The following is a 25,709-nucleotide window of genomic DNA, read 5'->3' as shown; positions in this document are numbered from 1 at the left end:
AGGGACCCATCTTATTCATTATGATTTTGGGCGCCTTTCTTGCGACACTGAATCAGACAGTAATGAGCGTTGCCGTTCCCGAGTTAATGAATGATTTTAATATCTCGGCTGCTACCGCTCAGTGGCTGACAACAGGCTATATGCTGGTTAATGGTGTTCTAATCCCAATTACAGCTTATTTGATGCAACGGTTTACGACACGAGAGCTTTTTCAAGCTTCCATGTTTATATTTTTAGCTGGAACGATCGTCTCGGCTCTCGCAACTAACTTCCCTATTCTACTGACCGGGCGTATGATTCAAGCAGCTGGTGCTGGAATTATCATGCCACTGCTCACAAATGTTATCTTGACCCTGTTTCCTCCTGAAAAAAGAGGGGCCGCCATGGGGATGGTAGGGTTAGCTATTATTTTTGCACCCGCGATTGGACCTACTCTGGCCGGATATATTTTGGAACATTATTCTTGGGAGACTATGTTCTATGGCATGATTCCCTTGACCGTCATTGTAATCATATGTGGATTTATTTATTTGAGAAATGTATCGGTGCGCATCTATCCTAAGCTGGATATTGTTGGTGTAGTTCTTTCTACTATCGGTTTTGGCACCTTGCTGTATGGCTTCAGCCGTGCTGCAAGCGCAGGCTGGTCAAGCGCGGAAGTACTGTTGTCTCTGGGCCTCGGTGTCCTTTCCCTTGGCTTATTCGCTTGGAAGCAACTAGCTTCCCAAAACCCGCTGCTTGATCTTCGGGCCTTCAAATACAGTATGTTCTCCTTAACAACTGTCATCAGTATCGCAGTTACAATTGTGATGTATGCAGATATGATGCTGCTGCCTCTGTATCTGCAAAATGCCCGTGGCTTTACAGCGATGGAATCCGGCTTACTGCTGCTTCCTGGTGCGCTCATTATGGGTTTATTGATGCCGGTAACCGGAAAGCTGTTCGACCGGTTCGGGGCAAAGTGGCTCGCTATTATCGGATTACTGATTACAATTGCAACGACTCTAAGCTTTGTAAATTTAACGGACTCAACCAGTTACATGTATCTGGTATATATGTCAACTGGCCGCCGGATCGGTATGGCTCTGCTCCTTATGCCAATACAAACTTTAGGGCTAAATCAATTGCCCTCCAAGCTTAGTGCGCACGGTACAGCAATTTCGAATACCATTCGACAAGTGGCTGGCGCAGTGGGAACTTCCTTACTCGTCACCGTAATGACGAGCCGTACTACAACGCATATGAAGGATATGCTGGCCTCGGGCAGCACACAGAACGGAACACAAGAACATATGATTATGGAAGCTTCCATTCAAGGTATCAATGATTCCTATCTAGTTATTGTTGGTATCGGCATTCTTGGGCTGCTGCTCTCTTTCTTCATTAAACGTGTTGGGCAAGCGCCTGATCCGGAGCAAGAACCCGAAGTGAAGCTCAAAAAAATTATTGCTAAAGAAGCTTAATATATAGAAGCAATTAGCACTATTTAAAGCAACTTGCAAAAGAGATCAGCGATGTTAATCATTGCTGATCTCTTTTTAGTCTGACAACTACCCTGCTTACAAGCTCGGGCGGTTAAATACCCTGCATCCTGAATATAACCCCCACTCACATCTAAAAAATTGCCCATTGCGCAATTTTGCCCTTTGGGCAATAATATAAAAATAGAAAATAGAGCACAGAATGTCCTCTGTACTTAAGAAAGGAGATCGAATAGAACTTGAACCCCAAACAGACGCTGCGCGACAAAAAAAAAGAAGCTACGGCCTATGCCTTAGCCAAATCTGCCTTCGAGCTTGCGCTTGAACTAGGGATGGACGGCTTCATCGTCGACGACGTTGTACAGAAGGCTGGCTACTCCCGGCGGACCTTTGCCAACTACTTCTCGTGCAAAGAAGAGGCGGTAGCAGCATATTTTATCAGCAACTCTTCAAGAGAAGATAAAAGCATGTTATTCGATAACCTGCCACCAGATGCAACACCGCTAGATGCCTTGTACAAATTGTTCAAGCTGCAGTTTACTTCCGAGTTTCTGTATCAATTGCGACAGTTCGTATCGCTGGCTAATCAGTATCAGTCACTGGAGCCTTATATTCTCAGCGTATTCCGCCGCCTGCAGATTGCCGCACAGGAAGTGCTCGAACAGTTCACTCATGGACGTTATGACGACGGGTATACACATCTTCTCGCAGGCGCCGTTTACGGAGCGTTCGTGCCGATTCTGGATGGACGTCTGAACGTCATGCTACCAGGTGAAGCGCAGGATGAACACTCCGATGCCATATCGTTCGATCAATATCTAAATTCCATGTTTACTTACTTACGCAAAGGCTTTTAATTTAGAGATACAAAGGAGAAACCATAATATGTCTACATTTCTGTACCGATTGGGCAAATCTGCATATACCAAGCCCTGGTATTTCCTTACCGTCTGGATTCTGATTCTCGGTGTCATAGGCGCCCTGCTTGGTGTCAATGGCATCCAGTCCAGCTCGGAAATGAAAATTGAAGGCACTGAATCGCAAAAAGTACTGGATATGCTGGTCAAGGAACTTCCAGCAGCTGCTGGCGGACAGGCGAGCGTTGCCTTTACCGCACCTGATGGAGAACGGCTAGATACGCCGGAGAGATCAGCACTGATTCTGAAGGCTATAAATGATGTCTACAGCATGGACTATATCATCAATCCTGCTGAACTGGCCGCGCAAGCCGCGGCGGCTGCGGGTCAAGCTGCAGGAGCAGACCCATCAGCAGCTGCCGGTGGCCAAACTGTCACTGCGGACCCTTCGGCGGCTGCGAGTCAGACAGACGCTGCGGTTCAGGCGGCTCCTTACGGGCCACTAATCGTTGATGGTGCTCCGGTTCCCGGCGTCATGCTGTCTGCCGACGGTAGCATCGCCCTGTTCCAATTCCAGTTCACTGTTCAGCAGACATCACTCCCCTCTTCTGTACCAGATAACGTGATTAAGGCTGTAACCGAAGTCGAGCAGGCAGGCTCCGGGATCACAGCCATTCCGAGTGATTCGCTCAAAAGCACACCGTCCATCGGATCTACGGAAGCGATCGGAGTAGCCGTCGCAGCAGTTGTGCTGTTTATTACACTCGGTTCGATTGTTGCAGCCGGACTGCCGCTGATCACCGCGCTCCTTGGTGTCGCGATTAGCGTCGGTGGTGCTTTTGCTCTTTCGAATATTGTGCACATGAATGACATTACACCCATTCTCGCAGTCATGATCGGTCTGGCTGTCGGTATCGACTACTCCTTATTTATCGTGAACCGGCAGCGGCGGTTAATTCTCGATGAGAATTTAAGTGCCAAGGAAGCGGCAAGCCGAGCGGTCGGCACCGCCGGCAGTGCAGTATTCTTCGCCGGACTGACCGTCATCATCGCCCTTTGCGGCATGTTGGTCATCGGCATCGGCTTCTTGTCAACCATGGCTCTCGTTGCTGCTGTCAGCGTGCTGATCACTGTTCTGTTGGCGCTTACCCTGCTGCCTGCGCTGCTGGGTCTCGTCGGCGAACGGATCTGCACCGCCAAGGCACGTTCAAAGAACGTAGCTTCCGCGAACAAAGCCCGTCACGGGTTCTCACACCGCTGGGCGAACGCAACGGTAAAATACCGCTGGGCTATCATTGTTCTAGTGGTCTTGGTTCTTGGTACAGCGGCGATTCCAGTAACCAAAATGGAGCTAGGTATTCCGTCTGGCGCTTCGGCAAATCTGGACACTCCAGCACGCCAGAGCTATGACATCATCTCCAAGGGCTTCGGCGAAGGGTTCAACGGTCCGCTACTACTGGTGGCCCAACCAAACAACCCGTCCGACAAGATTTCCATGGAGACGCTTGGTAAGCTGGTTCAAGAGCTGCAAATGCATGATAACGTCACGCTGGTGTCCCCGATGGGTGTCAACGCGACCGGAGATATTGCTATTATCAGTCTAATCCCTAAAACCGGCCCTACAGATACAAAAACGAGAGATCTGGTACAGGATCTGCGCGATCCCGCTTCCAGCCTCGCATCAGCAAATGATGTAACACTTGGTGTGACCGGCTTCACTGCGATCAACATCGATATGTCCTCCAAGCTATCCGATGCATTTCCCGTGTATATCGGCATCATCGTAATTCTATCCCTAATTATACTACTGCTTGTTTTCCGGTCGGTCATCGTTCCGATCAAGGCGACGGTAGGCTTCATTCTCAGTGTGCTCGCTACTTTCGGTCTAACCACGGCCGTATACCAGTGGGGATGGCTGCACTCCCTGTTTGGTTTTGACACAGGAGGACCACTGCTCAGCTTTATGCCAATTCTGGTCACCGGCATTCTGTACGGACTGGCGATGGATTATCAGGTATTCCTCGTCAGCTCCATGCGTGAGGCTTACGTCCATGGACGTCGTGGCAACGACAGTGTCGTTCACGGCTACGATCTCGCCAGCCGCGTCGTACTTGCCGCAGGCGTAATCATGGTTTCCGTCTTCGCTGGCTTCATCTTCGCACCTGATGCGATGATCAAGCAGATCGGATTCGCACTGGCCTTCGGCATCCTGATCGATGCTTTCATCATCCGAATGACGCTCGTTCCGGCGGTAATGGCCGTCTTCGGAGACAAAGCCTGGTGGCTTCCGAAATGGCTAGACCGTCTGCTTCCGAACCTCGACGTCGAGGGCGATAAGCTGATCGCCATGCTCAATGCCAAGGGAGAAGGTAAGGACGGCCATTAAACCATCCTCACCAATCCTCAAATGCAATGTAATTTCCACTGAAGCCAGCTATTATTGAACGATAAACAAGAACAGCGATTCTCCAAGGATGGGAGAATCGCTGTTTTCTGTCGTTTACGTTTTTTTTGATACTTCTTGCAACCGCCTATAAAGACTTTCTCTCCAAGTTAAGCCTAAAGCTTCCAAATGCGGTACAAGATTACTGCCGCTTCAGCACGGGTAAGCGTGTCGTTTGGTGCAATTCTGTCGTTCTTACCGTTCACAACTCCGGCTTTGATCAACAATAATGCGCTGTCTTTCGCATAGCTGGAGATGCTTGCTTCATCCAGATAAGCATTTAAAGTTCCACTCGCCTTAACTTGCTTACCGGATGCCGCCAGAGCGCGAGTTGTCAGCACCATCATATCTTGACGGGAGATATCACTGTTTGGTCTGAACGTATCATCTGCAAAACCTGTAACGATTCCCAGTTCCTTCGCAATGACCAGTTCATCATAATAATAATCCGTCTTTTGGACATCGCTGAACAATGCTGCACTTTTGCCCGTTCCCTTCAGTTCAAGCGCTCTCACGAGAAGAGCAATGAAATCCGCTCGCTTCATAGAATCTGCAGGTGAGAAGCTATTCGCGCTCGTTCCTTGGATGACATCGCGAGCAGCCATAACATCTATGGCTTGTTTTGCCCAAGATACGTTCTGCAGGTCTCCGAAGTTTTTCTTTACAATGGTTATTGCATAAATGCTGAAGTGGGTCGTTTGAAATACAACCGTTTGGGTTGCAGCATCATATCGGCCGTTCGGAACCGGTACTACGTTGCCGTTATCATCGATGTACCAAACAACGATTAAATCCGGATTACTTAGCTCCTCCGCTGTCGGTGTGTAAGGAATGGATACTGTTACAGGCGCGTTAGGGTTATTCCATGGAATGACTTTGTCGCCTGATACTACGCTTAGATCAATAACCGGATGGCTGCCGATCAAATTGCGGTTAGCTGCACTCAGGCTGTCCGCAGAGACTTTACTTATGCGTATGGACACTTGCTCAGCAAGGTCTGTTAAGTCGGGCAGCATATTGCTTGGAATTTGGATTGTAGCATTTTCCGTCTTAAGCAATAGTTCAAAGTTTTCTTTCCCCATCAAGCTTTGGGTTGGCAATTGTATATCATACACTTTCGCATCCGTTTGCTTTGGTACTTCGATCACGATTTGTTTCTTGCCGTTTGCCGCTGCGGTAGCCTGTTCAAGCGCCTTTTTCAAGTTGTCGCTGGAGATCGTGCCTATGGCACGCCCGTTATCGGATTTCACCTCCAGTGTAATCGTAACAACACCATCTTTGTATGCAATGGCTACAGGCTGTGGAGTTGTTACTGCACTATCAGTGTTGCTGCTACCAGTTGGTTCATTGGTTGGCGCTGGTGTCGGTGTTGGTGTTGGTGTTGGTGTTGCTGTTGGCGCTGGTGTTGGTGTTGGTTCCGTATCAGTTGCTTTCCCCTTGAGGGTAAGTACACCATAAACAGATGTGTCCATATATCCAGTGCCTGTCGTATCGTTCCAAGCCGCAACACTTTGACGTGAACCGTCCTTAGCATCATTGATCTGTACATCGAAACCAAGCTTCTTATCGTTGTCCGGAGTTATCCCATGAAGCGGAATCTTTACTTCAACTGTGTAGTTTGTTCCGGAAATTTGAGTTGCTGATTCGAAGCCAGCTGCAATACTTGTCGGATTAAATGAGGTCTCGTTATCATAATTAACTCTATACTGCCCGTCATCACTTTGATAGAAGCTTGTTTTTGCATTGTTTTGATCCAAGAAAATTTCAACGGAATCTTGTTCATATTCATTGACACTGCTCTTGTTAAGCTGCGTATCGTTGACTTGGACTAAAAGATAAAGATTTTCATCATCCCAAAGTGCTTTTGCTACACCGTTTGCGCCTTGCCATGCCATCTGATAGCGATTAATCAGCATTGGGGCCGCATCGTTCCAAACGGCATCAACAACCCCGTCAATTACTGGTGTTGCATATTTAGCGGTTGACTGATTAGCATTTACACTTTCTGGTGTATGCTCTGCAATAAATTTATCTGGGTCGATTACACCATAATAAGCTGGTTTAGCCTGCAAGTTAGCATCAAACGGCAATGGATTATTTTCAGATCTCCAGCTTGTGCCATCATTAAGACCCCAGAAGGTCACGCGCGAAATATTTTTTGCATGATCCTTGTAAATTTTAAACAGCTGCGCATACAGATACCCCTGAGCATTCGCTTGCTGCTCGGTTAGCTTAGAGTCACTTCCGGCCATGATATCAAGCTCAGTGATGCTTACTTCTACACCCAAAGATATAAACTTCTCCAATGAAAGTTTCACATTTTCCGGGTTCGTGTTTATATTGTAGTGCGCCTGCATACCAATACCATCGACAAGAAGTTTGCCGGGGTGTTCCAACGCGTACTTATCGTTGATTTCTTTGACCATACTATAAATAGCTTGTGCTTTATTCTGATTATCATCATTGTAATCATTGTAATATAACTTAATGTTCCATTCAGGATGCGAGTCCAATACTTCTCTTGCCGCCAGGAACGCCTGCTCTACATAGTCTGTTCCGATGGCGCTTTTCCAAGGGGCTGTACGCAATGCGGCTTTCCAATCTGTTGGGTTAGATGGGTTATCGTTCATCGCTTCGTTAACAACGTCCCAAGAAATTACCTTGTCGCCGAAATGCTCCATAACGGTTTTGATATGGGTCCTCAGATTCTGGAGAGCTTCCTCCCGGCTTAATGGAGACTTGTTATTATTTACATCTGTTGTTGTATTCAACCAATCAGGAGTCTGCGCATGCCATACCAGTACGTGTCCATGCAGTTTAAGTCCTTCAGACAAAATTTTATCAACAAGCTTATCTTGCGCGGTAAAATCAAATACGCCTGGTGAAGAATAAGCCTGATCCGGCTTCATTGCGTTTTCTGCTGTAACGATATTATGATGCATCTTGAGAAGATCCAATCTAAGACCATCAAGATCTCCACCCGATATTGCGTTTCCAATCAGAAAATCATTTTTATAAGTATCCTTGATCGGGGCTAAGTCTTTTTCAATTTCAATCGTACCTGAACCTGTGTTTTCAAAACGGATATCGTCGATATAAAAAGAGGCTATTGCGTCAGAGCTTTCTACATAGATGGTTAGATATTCTTCACTAACTGAGCTATAACGATAGGTACCTTGTAACTGAACCCAGTCGTCATTATTACTGATGGTCTTTGAGGCAAGTGTATTATAGCTAGCACTCGTATTACCAACTTGTGTGGAAAGCTTAAGCTGTGAGCTTGCTGGCTCGATCAACTTAACCCAGAGTGAGATTTTATATTCCTGTCCCTTATCAACATTTTTCTCCACACGTAATGAAGGACCGTGCCATGTATCCGCTCTGCCCTCTACCTTCAAAGCGTATGAACCACCATCCGTATGATTCGCCTCGTTGGATACGGTCAGCGTTTCAGTACCTGCTCTACCTACAAAACCACCTGCTTTTTGATCCTCAAAAGTAACGGTGGTAAAAGGTAACGCCGGTTCTCTAGTTGGCTCTTCTGTAGTGACCTGTTCGGTAATCAATAGATCACCGATGTAGAATGAAACCTCTTTTCCGCTCGCATTTGATTGAATACGTAGTTTCGTATTTTTGCTCGTATCTACAATCAATTCTCCAATTAAGGTAATTGCTTTACCAGCTTCATAATTCGCGCTTGCAACAACGTCATAACTGCCTATGCTTTGTATAAAAGCTTGGGCACCGCTAGGTACATTCACGTTTTCGTCAACGTACACAGATGCGGTTACTGTGTAAGTCTTACCGTCTACAAGCTTTATCCCGCTGTAATCGAAATCAGCCGCATCCCAGTCATTAGCTCTATTACTAACATATAAAGCTGCCCCATCAGCATTTCCCGCAAAAACCTTGTCCGTGACTGTCGTCAAGCTTGCGTTCCCTGATTGTGTAGCAACTCCCTTACCATTCGAAAAGGATTCGTGATAAACGGTTACCGAAGTAGAAGGTGCTGTCGTATCAGGTGCAGGTCCACCAATCCAATTCGCAATGTCGGATAATGTTGTACCCATTTGTACGTAATAACGTCCACTAGCATAGTCCCCTTGATTCGGATAACCTACTTTAAAGGAGTACTTAATGCCATTCGCCGCAGCTGCAGCCTGAACATCGGAATTGAAGTCCCCATAAGGATAAGCCAAAAGAATAGGATCTTTATTCGTGATTTGTTTAAGATAATTATTGGCCTCAGCTAATTCTGCGGAAGCTTCCGCCTTTGTCATAGTCTTCCATACACCTTCTGCATGGTTAACCGTATGATTCTGGATACTGATATTCGGGTGGTTGGTTGCCAAATCTTGAAGTTGTGCTTGCGACATGCTATAACCTTTACCGATCCATCCAGTGACAATAAATGCAACCGCATTCATATCATATTGATCCAATACCGGAAGAGCTTTGGTAACAAAGTCAGGTGTCCCGTCATCGAAAGTGAGTAAAATCGGTTTGGCAGGAGCTGCCTCGACACCGGCTTTAATGTTCACATATTGATCTGCAGTCAATGTATTATAGCCGTTATCATAAAGATATTTCATAGTGCTCTTGAATTTATCTGCGCTTGTATCTGTCCATTCATTCGTCGCTGTATCGACAATACGATGATACAATAGTACAGGAATTTCAGATGTTGCTGCTTCCGTAACCGGAGCAAACAAACCTGACGGTATAAGTATCGCGATTGCGAGTAAGATCGAGATGACTTGTTTAAGCATTTTGTTCATTTGCAGCATTCCTCCTAATTTTGGTCTTTAGCATTAGCGAATTGCCTACAATTCCTTGTAACAGCCCTCAATCCGGTCTAAAAATTACAAAATACGAAACAGCGTTCCCCCTTTGCACTCATTGCAGAAACATCTTGTCTTGGTATTAATCACCTCCATTCTGTAAACGCTTACATCTATACTCACATTATTTTACCTTCCGATTCTATCCACTACTATACTGATACTAAAGGTGTTACCCCCCATAATCATAGGAAAACACACGCAAGATCCAGGAATTCCCTATGTCTTCCCATGTAATAAGACTTCTTCATAGGTAATCCAATACTATTCATTAAAAAGATTTCACAATATAGACGATTACGAATGATCTTTTTTTAGATATGCGCATACTAAGCTCCATATTTTGAAACTTGCGCCAAGTTGAATCGTAAGTTTGAAGATAGGTCCTGAAGTCTAATGATTTGACGAACTGATATACCATACTTGTGTAGAACACGCAGTTATGTGCACTTATGCAGTAAATCGAAGCTTATGAGACCTAAACAAAGACACAACACAGCGGAGAGGAGCTATCATTAGTGGAGTATTACCGCAAGAATGTAACAGACAGTTTACAGGAAGTGCAGAGTACAACTAACGGGCTTACGTCGGCAGAAGTCGACAAACGACTGGAACGTGATGGTTACAATGAATTAAAAGGAAAGAAAAAAGATCCCCTCTGGAAGCTTTTTCTTGAAAATTTCAAGGACCCTATGGTGGTCGTACTGCTTATTGCGGCCATTGTCCAGATTGTTATGGGTCAAGTTATGGAGTCGCTTATCATTTTCCTCGTGTTGATTCTCAATGCAGTTATAAGTGTCATCCAAACCCGTAAAGCGGAGAGTTCACTTGATGCCCTGCAGCAGATGTCGGCACCCGAGGCTAAAGTGTTGCGGGATGGAGCCTTAAAAACCGTCCCTGCCAGAGAGCTTGTTCGCGGTGACATCGTATTACTGGAGGCTGGAGATTTCGTACCTGCCGACGGCCGTATCATAGAATCGGGAAGCTTGAAGATCAATGAAGGCATGCTGACCGGAGAATCCGAAGCTGTAGAGAAGCATACGGATACCATCGCGAAGGAATCTCCACTCGGGGACCGTCGTAATATGGCGTTTAGCGGTTCTTTGGTTGTATATGGCCGTGGAACTCTTGTAGTGACAGGAACTGCACTGACAACCGAAATCGGCAAAATCGCTGAACTCATTGAGAGCGCCGAAGCCAAGCAGACGCCACTACAGCGTAAGCTCGAAACCTTTAGCAAGCAGTTGGGTGTAGCGATTATCGTGCTGTCCGTTTTGATCTTTGCCATCCAAGCCGGACGTGTTTGGCTGTCGAATGATACAGTGGATACCACGGAAGCCATTCTGAATGCCCTAATGTTTGCAGTCGCTGTGGCAGTCGCCGCTATTCCTGAAGCTCTATCCTCGATCGTAACGATTGTCTTATCCGTAGGTACGAATAAAATGGCTAAGCAACATGCGATTATTCGTAAGCTGCCAGCCGTCGAAGCACTTGGATCAACCAGTGTCATCTGTACGGACAAAACCGGTACTCTGACCCAAAATAAAATGACGGTTGTAGATTACTTTTTACCGGAAGGTGATCGTGATCAATTCAATCAAGAGCCCGAAGAATGGTCTGAGGAAGCCCGGCGCCTCCTACACATTGCCGTGCTTTGTAACGACTCTAACATTAATGAGGATGGTAAAGAACTAGGCGATCCAACTGAGGTGGCACTTATTGCCTTCAGTAACAGCATGAATAAAGATTACAAGGAAATACGCGACAATTTCCCTCGTGAAGCCGAACTTCCTTTTGACTCGGATCGCAAGCTAATGACGACCTTACACACTTTTAACGGACAAAAAGCAATGATCACTAAAGGCGGACCAGATGTACTCTTTAGTCTTTGTACGCATGTACTACTAAGTGGACAAGAAGTGCCGATGACACCGGAAGTTCTTGATCGTTTCATTGAAGCCAATGAGGAATTCTCCAGCAGAGCACTACGTGTACTTGCCTATGCTTACAAAACTGTACCAAATACGGTCACTGAAGTGGGTCTTGAGGATGAACAAAATCTGGTGCTCGTAGGCTTGACAGCTATGATTGATCCCCCTCGGGAAGCTGTCTATGGCGCGATCGCAGAATCCAAGAAGGCTGGAATTCGGACCATCATGATTACTGGTGATCATAAGACAACCGCACAAGCGATCGGACGTGATATCGGCCTGATGACCGAAAAAGAAATTGCCGTAACCGGTCAAGAGCTTGATGCCATGTCCGACGAAGAATTGGATAATAAGCTTGAGCAGATTGGTGTGTACGCCCGAGTCTCCCCGGAGAATAAGATCAGAATTGTCCGGGCGTGGCAACGAAAAGGCAAAATCACAGCCATGACCGGTGATGGCGTAAATGACGCGCCTGCCTTGAAGCAAGCAGATATCGGTGTTGCTATGGGTAGTGGAACCGATGTTGCTAAAGATGCGGCTGCCATGATTTTGACCGATGATAATTTTGTATCCATTGTGAATGCTGTGTCTGTAGGCAGAACGGTATTCGACAATATCAAAAAAGCGATCGCCTATTTATTTTCAGGCAACCTGGGTGCGATTATCGCCATTCTGTTTGCCCTGATCTTCGACTGGATTAATCCCTTCACAGCGATTCAGCTTCTATTTATCAATCTGGCGAATGATTCACTGCCCGCCATTGCCCTTGGTATGGAGAAACCTGAACCTAACGTGATGAATAGAAATCCAAGAGAACTGAAGGAAGGTATATTTGCCGGAGGAATGATGCAGGCTATTATTACTCGTGGTCTACTTATAGGTATAGCCGTAATTATATCCCTGTATATCGGACTCCAGCATTCCCCTGATATGGGCGTGGCTATGGCATTTACAACCCTGATTCTGTCTCGTACACTTCAGACCTTTGCCGCTCGCTCGAACAGTCAAACAGCTATTGAAGCTGGGTTTTTCAGCAACAAATACGTCATCGGAGCCGTTTTGGTCTGCTTTGCCTTTTACGGGATTGCGGTTCTGCCAGGAGTTAGAGAAATCTTCTCGATTCCGGCTTCATTCGGAATGTCCGATTGGCTGATTGCAAGCGGTCTGGCACTCGGCGCCGTCATCCTAATGGAATTGACGAAGGTTATTCGTAGAGCGTTTACTCCTAAATCAGCTTCTTAATCACAATTGAACAAAAAATCAAAACAGCGATTCTCCAAGGATGGAGAATCGCTGTTCTTCTGTCATTTACAGATCTGATTCAAACATCCGTAATATGATCGAAATATCACGTAAATTTTAATATTTGACTATGTATTCACAACATTCATCCCCATGAACATTACATTTCACTTCCCGGACGGAAACTCGTTTCCCACGTATTTTGCTAAGTGCTCCTTCGATAATGGCCCCCTCTAGGTCACAAACCATTTTCCCTTCCATAATAGGTAACCCTTCGCAGAAACAATCGTGTACTGCAATTGACATTCCCTTGTCATCTTCGTGGGTTATTATTGGGATCCCTATCTTCATTTGTTCGAATAACCCGAATAGTTCATTAACGGAGGTAACACCAAACTCTTCCCCAATTTTCCTTCCTATGGTCAACGTTGTGCCCTTACCATTCATGGGTAACGCTTGGTATAATCCAATAAGTCTAATCGTTCTGAAAAGCTCTAAAGGTACAGCATCACCCAAATTTTCTCTCTTTATTTTTTTCATATCTGTAAAAGTAAAATGATCCATGCCCGTAGCCTCCAAATTCTTATGTAATTTATATTTCAAATTTAATTAATATATTGAGTATAAACGTATCCAATAAATGCTTTGTGATCCTACGCACTTCCTATCTCTAATGATTGGAAGAACAAGGGTTAAAAATCATTATTTTATATTCTGACACTTGACTGTTAGCGCTTCATCTACGATAATTACAACCTCACCCAAAAAACTGGGACTGGAAGAAAATTGATTTTGAAAAGAGGCGGTCGTTATTAGCTGGTTAAGTGATCTATATAAATTACAGAAGCGGGAGCTAAAAAAGGACATCGAACCCTCTTTAGTCAATGCCATCTTTCGGATGTATGATAGATTTCCCAGGATTGGACTTAAAGAGCGGATCGGCCAGCAAGATATGTCTCTGGATATCGCTGATGCTTATATTAATGGTAGAAACGCAATGATTGAAGCTGGAGTCGGCATCGGTAAGTCCTTTGCATACCTCATTCCCAGCCTGCTCATTAACCAAGTCTCAAGACAACCGATCATTATTGCAACATCCTCCATACAACTTTCAGAACAGATTCATAAAGATCTGAGATTCATCGGAAGCCGGCTCGGATTTACATTGGTTCGCTCCGTAGTCGGAAAAGGCATGGGGCAATATGCTTGCCGATACAGGGCAACAGACCTGTTACAACCTGATGATTCAAGCTCTCCTCTATCTACGCTTGCCCAGCGTATTGTAAATTATGACATTGATGAGAGAGCAGATATTAAGGGCGGAGTTAGTGATGCAGTATGGTCTAATGTTTGTGTGAATGATTGTAAATTTGAACGATGCCATTATAAAAGTACATGTTCATTTTACGAGATGAGAGCGAAGATTAACGCCGACGCCAGCGACATGGATTTTATTATTGTCAACCAGGACCTGCTCATCCGTGATTTGATCAAGAAAAAAGAAGGAACGAAGGGATTAATCACTGAACGGCCAGCTCTGATCGTAATTGATGAAGCTCATAATCTGGAAGCAAAGGTTAGAGATGCTAGAACGCTCGAGTTTACATACCGGGGAACCTGCCGTATTCTGGATGACACCTTACAGATTCTCTTCAAGCAATCCGCAGATAACGGCCTTTTGCCGCAATTTAAATTTTTAAAAAGATGCGTGGGTCATATTTTCAAACAGGTAGAAGCGGATTTGCTGCAAACAGCCAAGCAGGATAATGACCGGATAAAAGTGTCGGAGATCACAGGGATTCCGTTAAAGCGGGGGGCTCAGGTTTTGAAAGAGTTTAACCTCAGCTTATCCGTCTTAACTTCCAAGCATGAGCGAGAGATCGATAATCTTTTTGAAGCCATGAACGGACTTATAGATCTCTTTGATGTACTCGCCGGAGTCCAGGATAACTACCTGATTTGGGGAAGCAATACCCAGCGTGAGGCCACTATTAGTATCTGTCCTAAAGGCATAAGCCAGTTCCTAAGATATAGCTTATTTAACGGGAAAACATCTGTTATTTTAACGTCAGCAACCATGTGCCAAACCGGAGAAACACTAGAGGAACAATATGCATACCTGACGCAGTCGCTCGGTTACAAGGGAGATTATATGGAGCGCCAGGCTTCGCCGTTTGATTATGACAACCACACCATGCTGTATATTGCTAAGGACATCCCTTACTACAACCATCAGAACAAGGTAGGTTATCTTGAAGCGGCATACAAGGAAATGCTGAGGCTCTGTAATTTAACGGACGGACGGACATTGGTTCTTTTTTCAGCGAAGGAAGATATGAAGTACATTCATAATAAGTTAAAATCCGAGAAGCTAGCATGGGCGGTGCATGTTCAAAGAGAAGGATCGTCTCAGGACGGGGTGATCGCTGAATTCCGTGGCAGTAAAGGCGTCCTTCTTAGTACCGGTGTATTCTGGGAAGGCGTGAACATCGAAGGTTCTGATTTGTCGCAGTTAATTATTTTCCGTCTGCCCTTCCCTGTTCCTTCCGATCCTGTCTATGAATATAAGGCATCTTTGACGAAGGATCCCTTAAATGACGTTTTTGTACCGGACATGCTGCTTCGGTTAAGACAAGGAACCGGGCGACTGATCCGTAGTGAGACTGACCTTGGTGTACTCAGCATACTTGATTCCCGTCTGTCTGCTGCTGCGAAAAAGGATTACCGGGATAAGGCACTGGAATCTTTACCATTTAAAAAGGTTACCGAGGATTTTAGAGTGCTGGAGAAGTTTGTAAAAGAAAAAGAGATACAACTTAGCGTTAAGTAGAATAGACTGTACCGTCCTCTAAGGAACGCGTATTTTTGAATAGCGATACTGTGTATCGTTTGGATGATCCTTTTCAGCATGAAAAAAACAAACAAGCCTGAAGAGCTTATGTGCCAGGCTTGTTTATTTTTGCTGTATCAGCTCTCCGAAGCTGATGATCCATTTATCATCCTTCATTCAATCATTCAAATTGTTCGTAGCCTCAAATGTGATAATCATTTACCCAAGGCAAAATAACCATCACGCTAGTACCTACCTGAACTTCTGAGTCTACCTTAATTTGTCCCCCATACATTTCTATTAATTGTTTACAAATTGATAATCCAATCCCTGTCCCTTTTTGCTTGGTTGTAAAGAAAGGGTCAAATATGCGATTTAGTTTATCCAGTGGAATTCCTTCTCCATTGTCTTTAAAAATAAGGATAATTTCGTTAGTCTCACTAGCGGTGCTAACTGTAATGTCTATTCTGCCTCTAAACGCTGTGAATGAATCGATACTATTTTTTAAAATGTTAAGGATTACCTGTTCTAGTTGAGAGGCGTTTCCATACGTCATTACTTTCTCTAGAGAATACTCCACGGAAAGAATAATATCATCACTAAGTATGAGTTGATTAACGATGTTATTAACTCTATGTATAACCTCGATAACGTTATATACTACGCCGGTATTTTTCGAACTATCTCCTTTTCGAGCCAGTACTAGGAAGTCCGTTACTAATCCGTTCAGAGCATCAATCTCTTTGATGGTTATATCCAGATACGCACGCAATTCATCCGCCTTGATCACCGGTTCATATAGCCTGTTATTTACAAGCTGGGCAAATCCTTTAATCGAAGCAAGCGGATTCCGTATTTCATGTGCCATACCAGCTGCCATTTGTCCCATAACAGCAATTTTTTGTTCATGCAAATTGTCAATCTGTTGATTTTTATTAGATAAATACCCCTTTGCAAAGCCCGTAAAACCGGTCCAGTTGCTTTCCATTAAACGATTATAAAAAAACAATCGAGTCGTAGAATCATCTTCCATCTCTTCAATGATCTTAAACATCATATTCTGAGCGATTAAGATTAAATCCTTGCTCATTTCAAGTAAGATATCAAAATGATCACCGAATATTTCTGCAGTATAAATCCCTTGCTCCACCCCCTCTTTTTCTAGTAGGTTTAGGTATTGGTCGTAATCAAAGGAATCCAAGAACAGTGCCTCTATCATACTCATTAATATCTTGTTGAATGTTGAATCTAACAATTCCTTATGCGTCTTTACAAACCAGGCGGATTCGATATTATTCATAGTTATAGAATGGTAATGCCTATCTAAAATAATTGGAACAGCTAGGGTTAATGACGAACGTAATGCATCTGCTCTATATGACATTTTCATCCTCCCTCTTTGTTGTTTTGTATTCAATATATATGTATATTTTCCTGCTTCAAAAGTAACAGTAAGTCACTATATTTCACAAAACCAATAGTTTTACTTAATTAATAATTATAAGCGCTATAAAAAATGCAACACCCCAAGCTATTCCGCCTGTAACGGAATGATTTGGGGTGTTGATTACTTGTATGATAAATCTATATAACCAAGGGGAGCTTGTTAGCCCCTACTTACCTTCAAAAGGCTAACCTTCCTCATTCTAGTATAACTATGCAATTGAAACGATAATGTCTTTGTACTATCAAAAATCATTTGATCCAGGATCAAATGATTTTTACGTTGCTCCTTGGTTATTCAAACAGATCATTCACGGAACGAATAGGCTTCACATCCATCGATTCCTTCGATGCGGCTAGATTCAAATACACTCCTACCCAGATGATTGCGCATAAAATGATATAAACCATCTCTTTATCCCCTCCCTTGCGTGGGTTTTATCAGCAATCTATTAATCGTCTCTGTACTCAAAAACATCAATGTTAGTAGGGCAAATACTATGAACCAGAGCATCGATGGAGCAATGAAAAATCCAAGTAGCGCAACCGCAGTATGGAAACAACTGAACAATGTGATTCTACCCGTACCCAGACGCTCGACCATCCTTTTGCTGAAGAGACTGGACACGATACCCGCCGAGCCAAGAGATGAACCAATCTCGGGCCAGATAACGGGCCATGCCGAGCCGAGTAAAGAGTCAGGAAGTCCTAGACTAATAAAAGCCAGATATATAATAATCAAAAACCAGGTAGACAAGCATGCTTCCCCCTCGTGATAAAAATGATTCGTTGCACGCGTAAAGAAATACATTTATACACTTAATAAATATACTTTATAAAGTCTATGTATGAAGTATGCAATATAAGCATTCCTTTGTCAAGCAACCCATTCAATGATCTGGAGCTGTATCATTAGTGTGCAGTGCATATCAGCAATTGGATCAATACTCATATTGATCACCTAAAAAAAGAGGCTTGTCCCATAAGTCATTCATCTCATGACTTATGGGACAACCTCTTAATGGAGCTCGACCAAATCCGGCTCCAATGACTTCAATGTCAACCAGCGCAGGCCGGCCTCGAAATCTTCTTGAAATGTATCTTGCATAACAATCTGTGGATAAATGGGCATTGGATGTCGAAGCTGATAAGCTTCCCAAGCAGATGTCCAGATTTCTAATTCCACCTTATCCTGATATATTACAATTTTGTCCGGAGCAAGAACAGCATTCAGGGTTTGGATAATCCGGCAGGTAGTATCGATGAACGTGTCCTTGCCCATCTCGAGACTCCAGTCAGGCATGTCGGGCAGGAATTTTATTTCCCCTGACATGCCCTGATTACCTTTAAGGATCTTTCCATTCAGATAGATACCCATGCCAGGTGGGTACCTGTTTGGAAAGTAAAGACCGAGCAAGTACTGTTCCTCTCCCTCTCCCTGGTTCATGCAATATCCGCTGATAGCTGCATTAACGTCATTTTCAACCAAGATAGGCAACTCAAATTGTTGCTCAATCTCTTGAATCATCCGTGAGCCAGTCAGCTCATGGTGGCTGCTGACTTTAATTTCGCCGTTGACAACCTGTCCAGGAATGCCTATGCCAATAACCTTGATAGAAGGATACAAGGCTATAGAGTGTTCAATAATATCACAAAAAAATTGTCTTTCGAAGACTGGAATGATATGTTCATCCTTCGCCAGAATCTCGTTCTCCAAATTCACAACGGTGGCTGAAATCAGTACCTGTCCCTCTTTATCCTTCAGATAAATAACCAGCCCGAGGCTGAAGTTGTAATTGTAGCGATAAGTTTGTGCTGGCCTACCACCGTTTGATGGTACAGTCAAGTCTTCGAACAGCTCACCTAACTCGTGCAGCTCCTTGACTAATGAGTTTACTGTTACGACGCTCAGTTTGGTCAGTGCTGCCAGCTGGGGTTTGGTGGCTGTATTTATACGTTTCATCACTTGACGAACGTTGTTAAGATTAATTTCCTTCATTAAGTTGGCGTTTGCTGTTCTCATAAGCCCCCCTGCTCGATGAACGTAGGGATCAATTCATCAGGTATTCCTTTTAAGTATGATTGTACCTTAATGTCGTCTAGTTTTCATCTTCGTATCTTAATACGATAGTGAAATATTAAATCTTGGGGTCCATCAAACTGAATTGCAAAGAATTGAACCTGGCTCGGATTAACAATAAGGACCTTTAATTATTAAGAAATAGAGCCAACAAATCTTAGCCGCTCTTCCATTAGTTCCATCATTCTCATCTTAATTCGTAATTACCCATTTTTGCCGATCAAGAGCAGGATCAAATTCGCTTAGAGACAATGTTGTTCCATCCGCTGATACTTCCAGCGCTTTCTTATGATGAGCAGAAATAATACTTACGGTACCATCATCATTTTTGTGAAAAATCCAACGCTGATTGTTATATCCGAGATAATGGTATAACTGAATTTTATTTTGCCCTGTGTCTAGATCAAGCGCCTGACCGGCTGTTGTACGAATGGAATAGGAACCTGCATCATCCCCCGTCGGCACGAATACCCACTTCTGATCCGTAGAATCATTCGCATCCTTCAGGGTAACAGCTTCACCATTTGCAAGATTTGCTGTATAGAGAGATTTGTGTAGTTTTGCATTTACTAGACTGGATGTGGTCAAGTTGGCAGGTGTTTCTCCGCTCACGTTAACGTTTTGATATGAAACATATCCACCAAATACATGTAATCCAAAGCAACCTTCTGCAAAAGTGCCATCCTGCAGGTCGATCACTTTCTGCCCGTCCACATAAACTACAATATGCGGGCCCTTCGCTTCGATTTTCACTTTGTAGGTTTGAACCGGGTGAATGAACGTCGGAACTTTTGCTAGAATCTGACGCTCTTCAAAACGGCCGTCGATTTTATAAAACAGACGGATGGACTTCATATTCGGATTCAGATTTAAGTAGTATCCGCTGCGTCCATCTTCGCTGGCGCGGAACAACATAGAGCCTGCTCCCCCGGATTTCCCTAACATCATATCTGCTTCATAAGTAAAATCTCCAGCCTGCTTCGCTGCGATATAATTCGCGTCACTCAAGTAACTTCCACGAATTCCATTTTCACTAATGACCCAAGAGGCTGCAGAAAGATCTTTAGTCCATCCACCTAAGTTCGTATGAAATTCACCATCAGTTACCTTAACTAATACGCTTGTTGATGTCTTCCCATTTGGAGTAGAGACAGTAATGATAGACTCGCCTTCTTTTTTTCCTACAATGGTTGCCTGTGAGTTATCTGCCATGTTTAGTTCAACTACATCTTTGTTACTGGAATTCCATTTCAGCGGCTGTGCACCATTGCCTGTTCCATTCTCTACCATTGCCAAGAGTTTGTCGCTTTGCCCCTTGCTCAGTTCACGATCATTTGTATCCATCATTATCTTGGTAGCGGAATTGGACTCCTGATTCCATACAGAGCCTAACCGATTCACCTTCAGAGATACGACCTTTACGTTGCCTCCATTGGTGTAAAAGCTCAAAGCTCTGCTGGCTGGATCCGGAAAAATGACATCAGAGAAAACGACTTTACCGTTGTTGCCAAAAACCTCAACAGAAGACTCGTCTACAAGGATACGCATCTTAATACGCTTATTCTCCGTTTGCATTGACGCTTCATGTCTTGTACTAAATAAACTCGAAAAATCCGTCAAACCAGATGCAGACCGATCCACGAAAATCTGACTCTCACTAGGTTTATATCCAACTACCGTTTTCTGACTTCCACCTACACGAACGTTAAAACCAAATTCACTTACCTGACTGTCTGCAGGAATTTCTACTTCAGCTTCAATCTCGTATGCCCCAGAAGTAACGCCTTTCAGTAGGTTCTGAGAAGAAGGACTCACCACTTTATTAGCTGTAGAATACAGCTGACTACGCAGCGATTGGAGCTCCTTGATTGGGCTTTGAACGAGCTGAATCCCATCTTTAGTCGTTACTAATGAGACTTCCCTTGGGATTGACAGTTCGCCCTTCCAATGGTTCGTTGGAAAAGCAAACGGATAGTCCCAGTTTGTCATCCAAGCCATCATTACACTGCGATGATCTGGCATGTTCGAAAAAGACATTGATGCATAGAATTCTTTTCCAAAATCAGTTCGCAATACTATGCCTGCCGGATTATCATTTACGAATTTACCTTCCGCTGTTAAATGACCCACAAAATATTCAGCATCTGATCCGCCTGTTTTTGAATTCGCTCCTGTACTAATCATCAGAACCCACTTCTTCTGTGATGTTCCGTCTACCGAAAGCTGAAGCAAATCCGGACATTCCCATACACCGCCGCGAACATAGTCCCCGTATCCCCAACTATCTGTCAGGGTCCAATCAAGTAGATTCGTTGAAGTAAAGAAACGAATATGATCTCCACCGGATACAACCATTACCCACCTGTTATTGTCGTTATCACGAATCACTTTCGGATCACGAAAATCCCAACCTCCAGGCTCATCTCCATTATCGCCGGGATTTCCAATAACAATTGGACGTTCCTTGGAATATTCCCAAGTACGACCTTGGTCCTTGCTGTATGCAAGACCGATACGCTGATTCCCATTCGGGCCATCGGGATTAAAGGAAGTGTAGTAGGCAATTAGCCCCTTACCTCCTGAATCCCCGAACAAGCCTGATTCATTCGTCAAATCTGCCACAGCCGATCCAGACCAGACATGTCCATGATCATTCCATGGCAGCGCAATCGGAAGCCGCTTCCAGTTCAGCATATCTTTACTGACAGAATGTGCCCATGTGCCTCCGTCCTGATGGAATAGATGATATTCTCCTTCGAAGTAGACCAGTCCATTCGGATCACTTGCAGAACCACGAATTGGCGTATAGTGATATTGAGGACGATATTTTTCATTATAATAACTGCTGGCATCCGTCACATAAGTATCCTGGAAGTAAGCCGTTCCTTGTTTAACGACGATTCCTGCATATCCATCGGTGTAGGTTTTATCTGTTAGATCGATTGCAGCCGGGGTGTATCCGTCTAGGAAGACCTGAATTCTGTTTCCATTTGCCTTTATCTCTACGTGATGTTTTGCTCCGGTCTGACTTGGATAGGTATGCTGTGAACTTGCAATGTCTGTTCCGTTAGCTTTCGTCAAGCTTACACGGACCTGATTTCCTTCCTTCGTAAGGGCAGCTTCATATCCCTTTGTTCCATCAGCCGATGAACGAAAGGCGAGCGCTGCAACAGAATCAGGACGAAGAGATATATTCCCTTCATATACAAAATCATCAGCTTGTTTGTTATAAATTTGCTGTGACTTACTCTCGTTTACTACCATTCCTTTTTTGCCGCTGATATTAGGCTGCCATTGTCCTTGATTTGTAACCACAGCACCTAGATTTCCTTTCAGATCACTTACGATTATGTTTTGGAACAAAACAGAACCATCCCATACATTGAGTCCTAGCTTACCTGTACGATACGCGTTATCCTGAACCTCAATCACAGGTTTATATGCATTGTCCCAATATACTTTCAGCGATGACCCCTCTGCTTTCACCTTGAGATGATAGATTTCGCCTGCCTTGACTGTAACTTTTCGCTCCTCTTTTAATTTCCCTTCACCACCACTTGCGTCCTGTAAACGAATCATACCTGCATTCGGTACGATTTGGAGCATATAGGAACCCCAGCCATCTTCATTAGAACGGAACAATAAGGTCACGTCCGCTTGCATATCCTTGATCATGACATCAGCTTCATAGATAAAATCCTCTGACACCGTTTCGGAGATTGCCATTACATTTTCTTGTGGATCGGAAGTCAGTAAGATTCCTTCAGGAGTATCCACCAAGTTACCTTTTCCTTTTATTTGCCAACCTGTCAAATTCGTATTTGTATTGGTTACGCTTTCAAAAATAGAAAGTCCCTCCTTAGCTCGTTTGCTTACCTCCTGTTCAGCGAGCGCAGCCCATCCAGTCCCGGGATTTGCTACATAAATGCCTGCTGAAGTCATTACAAGTCCTATTGCCATAAGAAAGCATATTGCGACTTTTCCTTTATTTTTCATCTTCTTTGCCCTCTTTTTCTATCATTAATATTGAAAAACAAGAAGGAGGCCAATTCATTACTGCACTGACCTCCTCTATATATTCTTTTACAATTGAGCAGAAATCTGACTTTCCAGTGCTGTGAGTCCAAGAGCCAGAGCACCGCATAATCCCGCCTGTTGGCCTAACCCTGGTGGAACGATATACTCATCTATGTGTTCCAAAATAGTACTTGAGCTGACATAGCCGTTCAGGTTCTGAAGCACAGCCTGACGGATCAGTGGAAACAATTGTGACTGCTGCATAACACCACCACCCAGAATGATTTTCTGAGGAGAGTTAAGCAATATAGCACCCGTAATCGACTGTGCAATATAAAATGCTTCCATTTCCCATGCAAGATGATCCATAGGAAGTTCATGGCCCTTCTTCCCCCACCTTGCTTCAATAGCAGGACCTGCCGCCATCCCTTCTAGGCAGTCCCCATGATAGGGACATCCCCCTGGGAATACATCGTCAGGATGGCGTCTCGTAAGAACATGACCCCCTTCAGGATGCACAAGACCATGAATGAGTTTACCTTCTGAATACACTCCCACACCAACACCCGTGCCAACTGTATAGTACAAACAGCTGGATAACCCTTGGGCAGCGCCCCATTTGGCTTCACCAAATGCCGCTGCATTGACATCCGTGTCCCATCCAAAAGGAACCGAAAAGTTTCTTTTCAAAGTGCCCAGCATATCGTAATTTCCCCACCCTGGCTTTGGTGTTGTAGTAACGCAACCATACGTTGGGCTGTCTGGGCGTATATCGATCGGACCGAACGATCCAATTCCGATAGCTTCTACTTGCTTGCCTTGAAAATATTGAATAACTTTGGGCAGCGTCACCTCAGGATGTTCTGTTGGGAAACTAATCTGATCTTCAATTTCCCCATTTTCATTCCCAATGCCACATATAAACTTCGTCCCGCCAGCTTCAATCGCTCCTATACGCATATACATGACTCCTCTCGATGACTAATTCTTGTCTTGCTCAGCAGAGGGAGTAAGCTCATAGATATCCAGGGAAATCAGCAAGTCATTCTCATTTTCTGCAAACACAGCTATACCTTTAGATTCTAGTCCAGGGAATATAAGATCCGTAATCACTGCCTGACCACCATTACTGAATGCCTCAACTGAAGAGCGATCCACAAAAATACGGAGATCATTTGACTCATCAAGCGCTTCGAGCTTGGCTGAATGATGTCCTACGAAATGTTCGTGGAAATCATGCTGACCTGAAGCCATCCGATCTACATAAAGCTCCTCTGTCTCACCGTTAATACCGATTATTGTTTGACTATCCGCACCTACTCTTACTTTGAAGCCTACAGATTTACCTCGAGTAAACTCAGCTATAATCTCATAAGATTCCAAGTGAATCTCCTTAAGAAGAGTATTGATTTCTTGCACCGTTGCCTCTTTCACAGAAAGGACTTGTACACGAGCAGATTCCAACTCTTGTACAGGCTTCTGCACAAGAAAGATCTCCCCTTGTCTTGATTCGAGTTGAAGTTCCCTTGCAATCGTCATCGCGCCGCGGAATTCTTCTGCCGGCGTCTTGTTAGCATACATCCAGTTGCTCATCCAGCCGATAAATAGTCGTCTTCCATCTTCAGCCGGTATATCAGACCAGCTTACACCTGCATAATTATCTCTTCCATAATCAATCCAGCGAACTTTTATCGAATCTTCATCTGGCGTGAACACTTCTCCATCAAAATCCCCTGTGAAATACTGAGTTCTTGACCCTTCCACAAAAGCGGGATCCGCACCGATGCTCACAAGCATCACCCATTTCGTGTTCGAATGATCGCCATCAATAGCAAGTCGGAACAAGTCTGGGCATTCCCATACCCCGTCATGAGAACCGATTCCGTTACCAAATTCGCTGGCATATGTCCAGTTAATTAGATCAGGAGAATGATATAAACACACCGTTTGACCACAAGCTACAACCATCACCCATTGATTCGTATCTTGATTCCAAAATACTTTGGGGTCACGGAAATCAATGAATGTATCATGTTCAAGTACCGGGTTTCCTTCATATTTCGTCCAGGTTCTTCCGTTATCTTTACTGTAGGCCAAGCTTTGACGCTGAATGGCTGGCTTGCCTTCTGGCATATCCAAATGATGCGTAAAAATTGCTACTAAACCTGGTTTACCTTCAAAAAATCCAGTCGTATTATTCCAGTCAACTACAGCACTGCCGGAAAAAATCATACCTAATTCATCTGGAGCGAGAGCGATAGGCAGTTCCTCCCATGTAACAAGATCCTTGCTGACCGCATGGCCCCAGTGCATAGCTCCCATGGTCATTCCACCCGGATGGTGCTGAAAGAACAAATGATATTCACCCTCAAAATAAACCATTCCGTTTGGATCGTTCATCCACTTTTCCTTAGGGGAAAAATGATACACACCTCGGTAATTTTGTTTCGCAATCGTAGACATTATTGTTTTCTCCTTTACTCCCGTTCTAAGATCATCTCTCTTTATATAGATGAAGGTCGTGTATAGCAGGTAACTGCATGG

Annotated in this window: 12 protein-coding genes and 1 pseudogene; 5 read left to right on the top strand and 8 right to left on the bottom strand. The window is 44.2% G+C overall.

Features of this window, described 5'->3' with window-relative positions:
- Positions 1-20: 20 nt before the first annotated feature.
- From MKY99_RS07270 to MKY99_RS07260, 3 genes are all read left to right on the top strand, one after another.
- Positions 21-1,463 (top strand): DHA2 family efflux MFS transporter permease subunit, encoded by a 1,443-nt coding sequence (locus MKY99_RS07270; protein ID WP_339271537.1) that lies wholly within the window; start codon positions 21-23, stop codon positions 1,461-1,463.
- A 257-nt stretch (positions 1,464-1,720) separates the two neighbouring features.
- Positions 1,721-2,338, top strand: coding sequence for a TetR/AcrR family transcriptional regulator (locus MKY99_RS07265; RefSeq protein ID WP_339269598.1), 618 nt, complete (start codon positions 1,721-1,723; stop codon positions 2,336-2,338).
- A gap of 28 nt (positions 2,339-2,366) precedes the next feature.
- Positions 2,367-4,724: an MMPL family transporter gene (locus tag MKY99_RS07260; RefSeq protein WP_339269596.1), complete on the top strand. Its 2,358-nt coding sequence runs from the start codon at positions 2,367-2,369 to the stop codon at positions 4,722-4,724.
- 173 nt (positions 4,725-4,897) lie between these two features.
- Here MKY99_RS07260 and MKY99_RS07255 read toward each other — a convergent pair whose 3' ends face one another.
- The gene (locus tag MKY99_RS07255; protein WP_339269594.1) at positions 4,898-9,559 is read right to left on the bottom strand and encodes an endo-1,4-beta-xylanase; all 4,662 of its coding nucleotides are present in this window, start codon (positions 9,557-9,559) and stop codon (positions 4,898-4,900) included.
- A 581-nt stretch (positions 9,560-10,140) separates the two neighbouring features.
- Between MKY99_RS07255 and MKY99_RS07250 the strand changes: the two genes are divergently transcribed.
- Complete coding sequence (locus MKY99_RS07250; protein WP_339269592.1) at positions 10,141-12,795, top strand: cation-translocating P-type ATPase; 2,655 nt, start codon at positions 10,141-10,143, stop codon at positions 12,793-12,795.
- Positions 12,796-12,912: 117 nt separating this feature from the next.
- Here the strand turns inward: MKY99_RS07250 and MKY99_RS07245 are convergent, their stop codons facing one another.
- The gene (locus MKY99_RS07245; RefSeq protein ID WP_042185883.1) at positions 12,913-13,359 is read right to left on the bottom strand and encodes a V4R domain-containing protein; all 447 of its coding nucleotides are present in this window, start codon (positions 13,357-13,359) and stop codon (positions 12,913-12,915) included.
- Between the two features lie 334 nt (positions 13,360-13,693).
- On the opposite strand from MKY99_RS07245, the gene MKY99_RS07240 reads away from it, so the two are divergent.
- Complete coding sequence (locus MKY99_RS07240; protein ID WP_339269590.1) at positions 13,694-15,625, top strand: ATP-dependent DNA helicase; 1,932 nt, start codon at positions 13,694-13,696, stop codon at positions 15,623-15,625.
- A 202-nt stretch (positions 15,626-15,827) separates the two neighbouring features.
- Here the strand turns inward: MKY99_RS07240 and MKY99_RS07235 are convergent, their stop codons facing one another.
- The 6 genes and pseudogenes from MKY99_RS07235 to MKY99_RS07210 form a co-directional block, all read right to left on the bottom strand.
- On the bottom strand, positions 15,828-17,009 hold the full coding sequence (locus tag MKY99_RS07235; RefSeq protein ID WP_339269589.1) for an ATP-binding protein: 1,182 nt from the start codon (positions 17,007-17,009) through the stop codon (positions 15,828-15,830).
- A gap of 546 nt (positions 17,010-17,555) precedes the next feature.
- A pseudogene (locus MKY99_RS07230) lies at positions 17,556-17,825 on the bottom strand (MFS transporter); the annotation flags it as partial.
- A 261-nt stretch (positions 17,826-18,086) separates the two neighbouring features.
- A complete protein-coding gene (locus MKY99_RS07225; RefSeq protein WP_339269587.1) occupies positions 18,087-19,091 on the bottom strand; it encodes an ROK family protein in 1,005 nt (334 codons plus the stop codon).
- A 249-nt stretch (positions 19,092-19,340) separates the two neighbouring features.
- Positions 19,341-23,144 carry a GH32 C-terminal domain-containing protein gene (locus MKY99_RS07220; protein ID WP_339269585.1) on the bottom strand — a complete coding sequence of 1,268 codons (3,804 nt, stop codon included), beginning with the start codon at positions 23,142-23,144 and terminating at the stop codon, positions 19,341-19,343.
- A gap of 87 nt (positions 23,145-23,231) precedes the next feature.
- Positions 23,232-24,125 carry an ROK family protein gene (locus tag MKY99_RS07215; protein ID WP_339269584.1) on the bottom strand — a complete coding sequence of 298 codons (894 nt, stop codon included), beginning with the start codon at positions 24,123-24,125 and terminating at the stop codon, positions 23,232-23,234.
- A gap of 21 nt (positions 24,126-24,146) precedes the next feature.
- Entirely contained in the window at positions 24,147-25,628 is a 1,482-nt protein-coding gene (locus MKY99_RS07210) for a glycoside hydrolase family 32 protein (protein WP_339269582.1), read from the bottom strand.
- Between the last annotated feature and the right edge of the window lie 81 nt (positions 25,629-25,709).

It is taken from the genome of Paenibacillus sp. FSL R5-0470 (assembly GCF_037975205.1).
In the GTDB taxonomy this organism is placed as follows: Bacteria; Bacillota; Bacilli; order Paenibacillales; family Paenibacillaceae; genus Paenibacillus_AQ.
The sequence above is the reverse complement of the archived record's forward strand: the minus strand, read 5'-3'. Positions and strand labels throughout refer to the sequence as shown.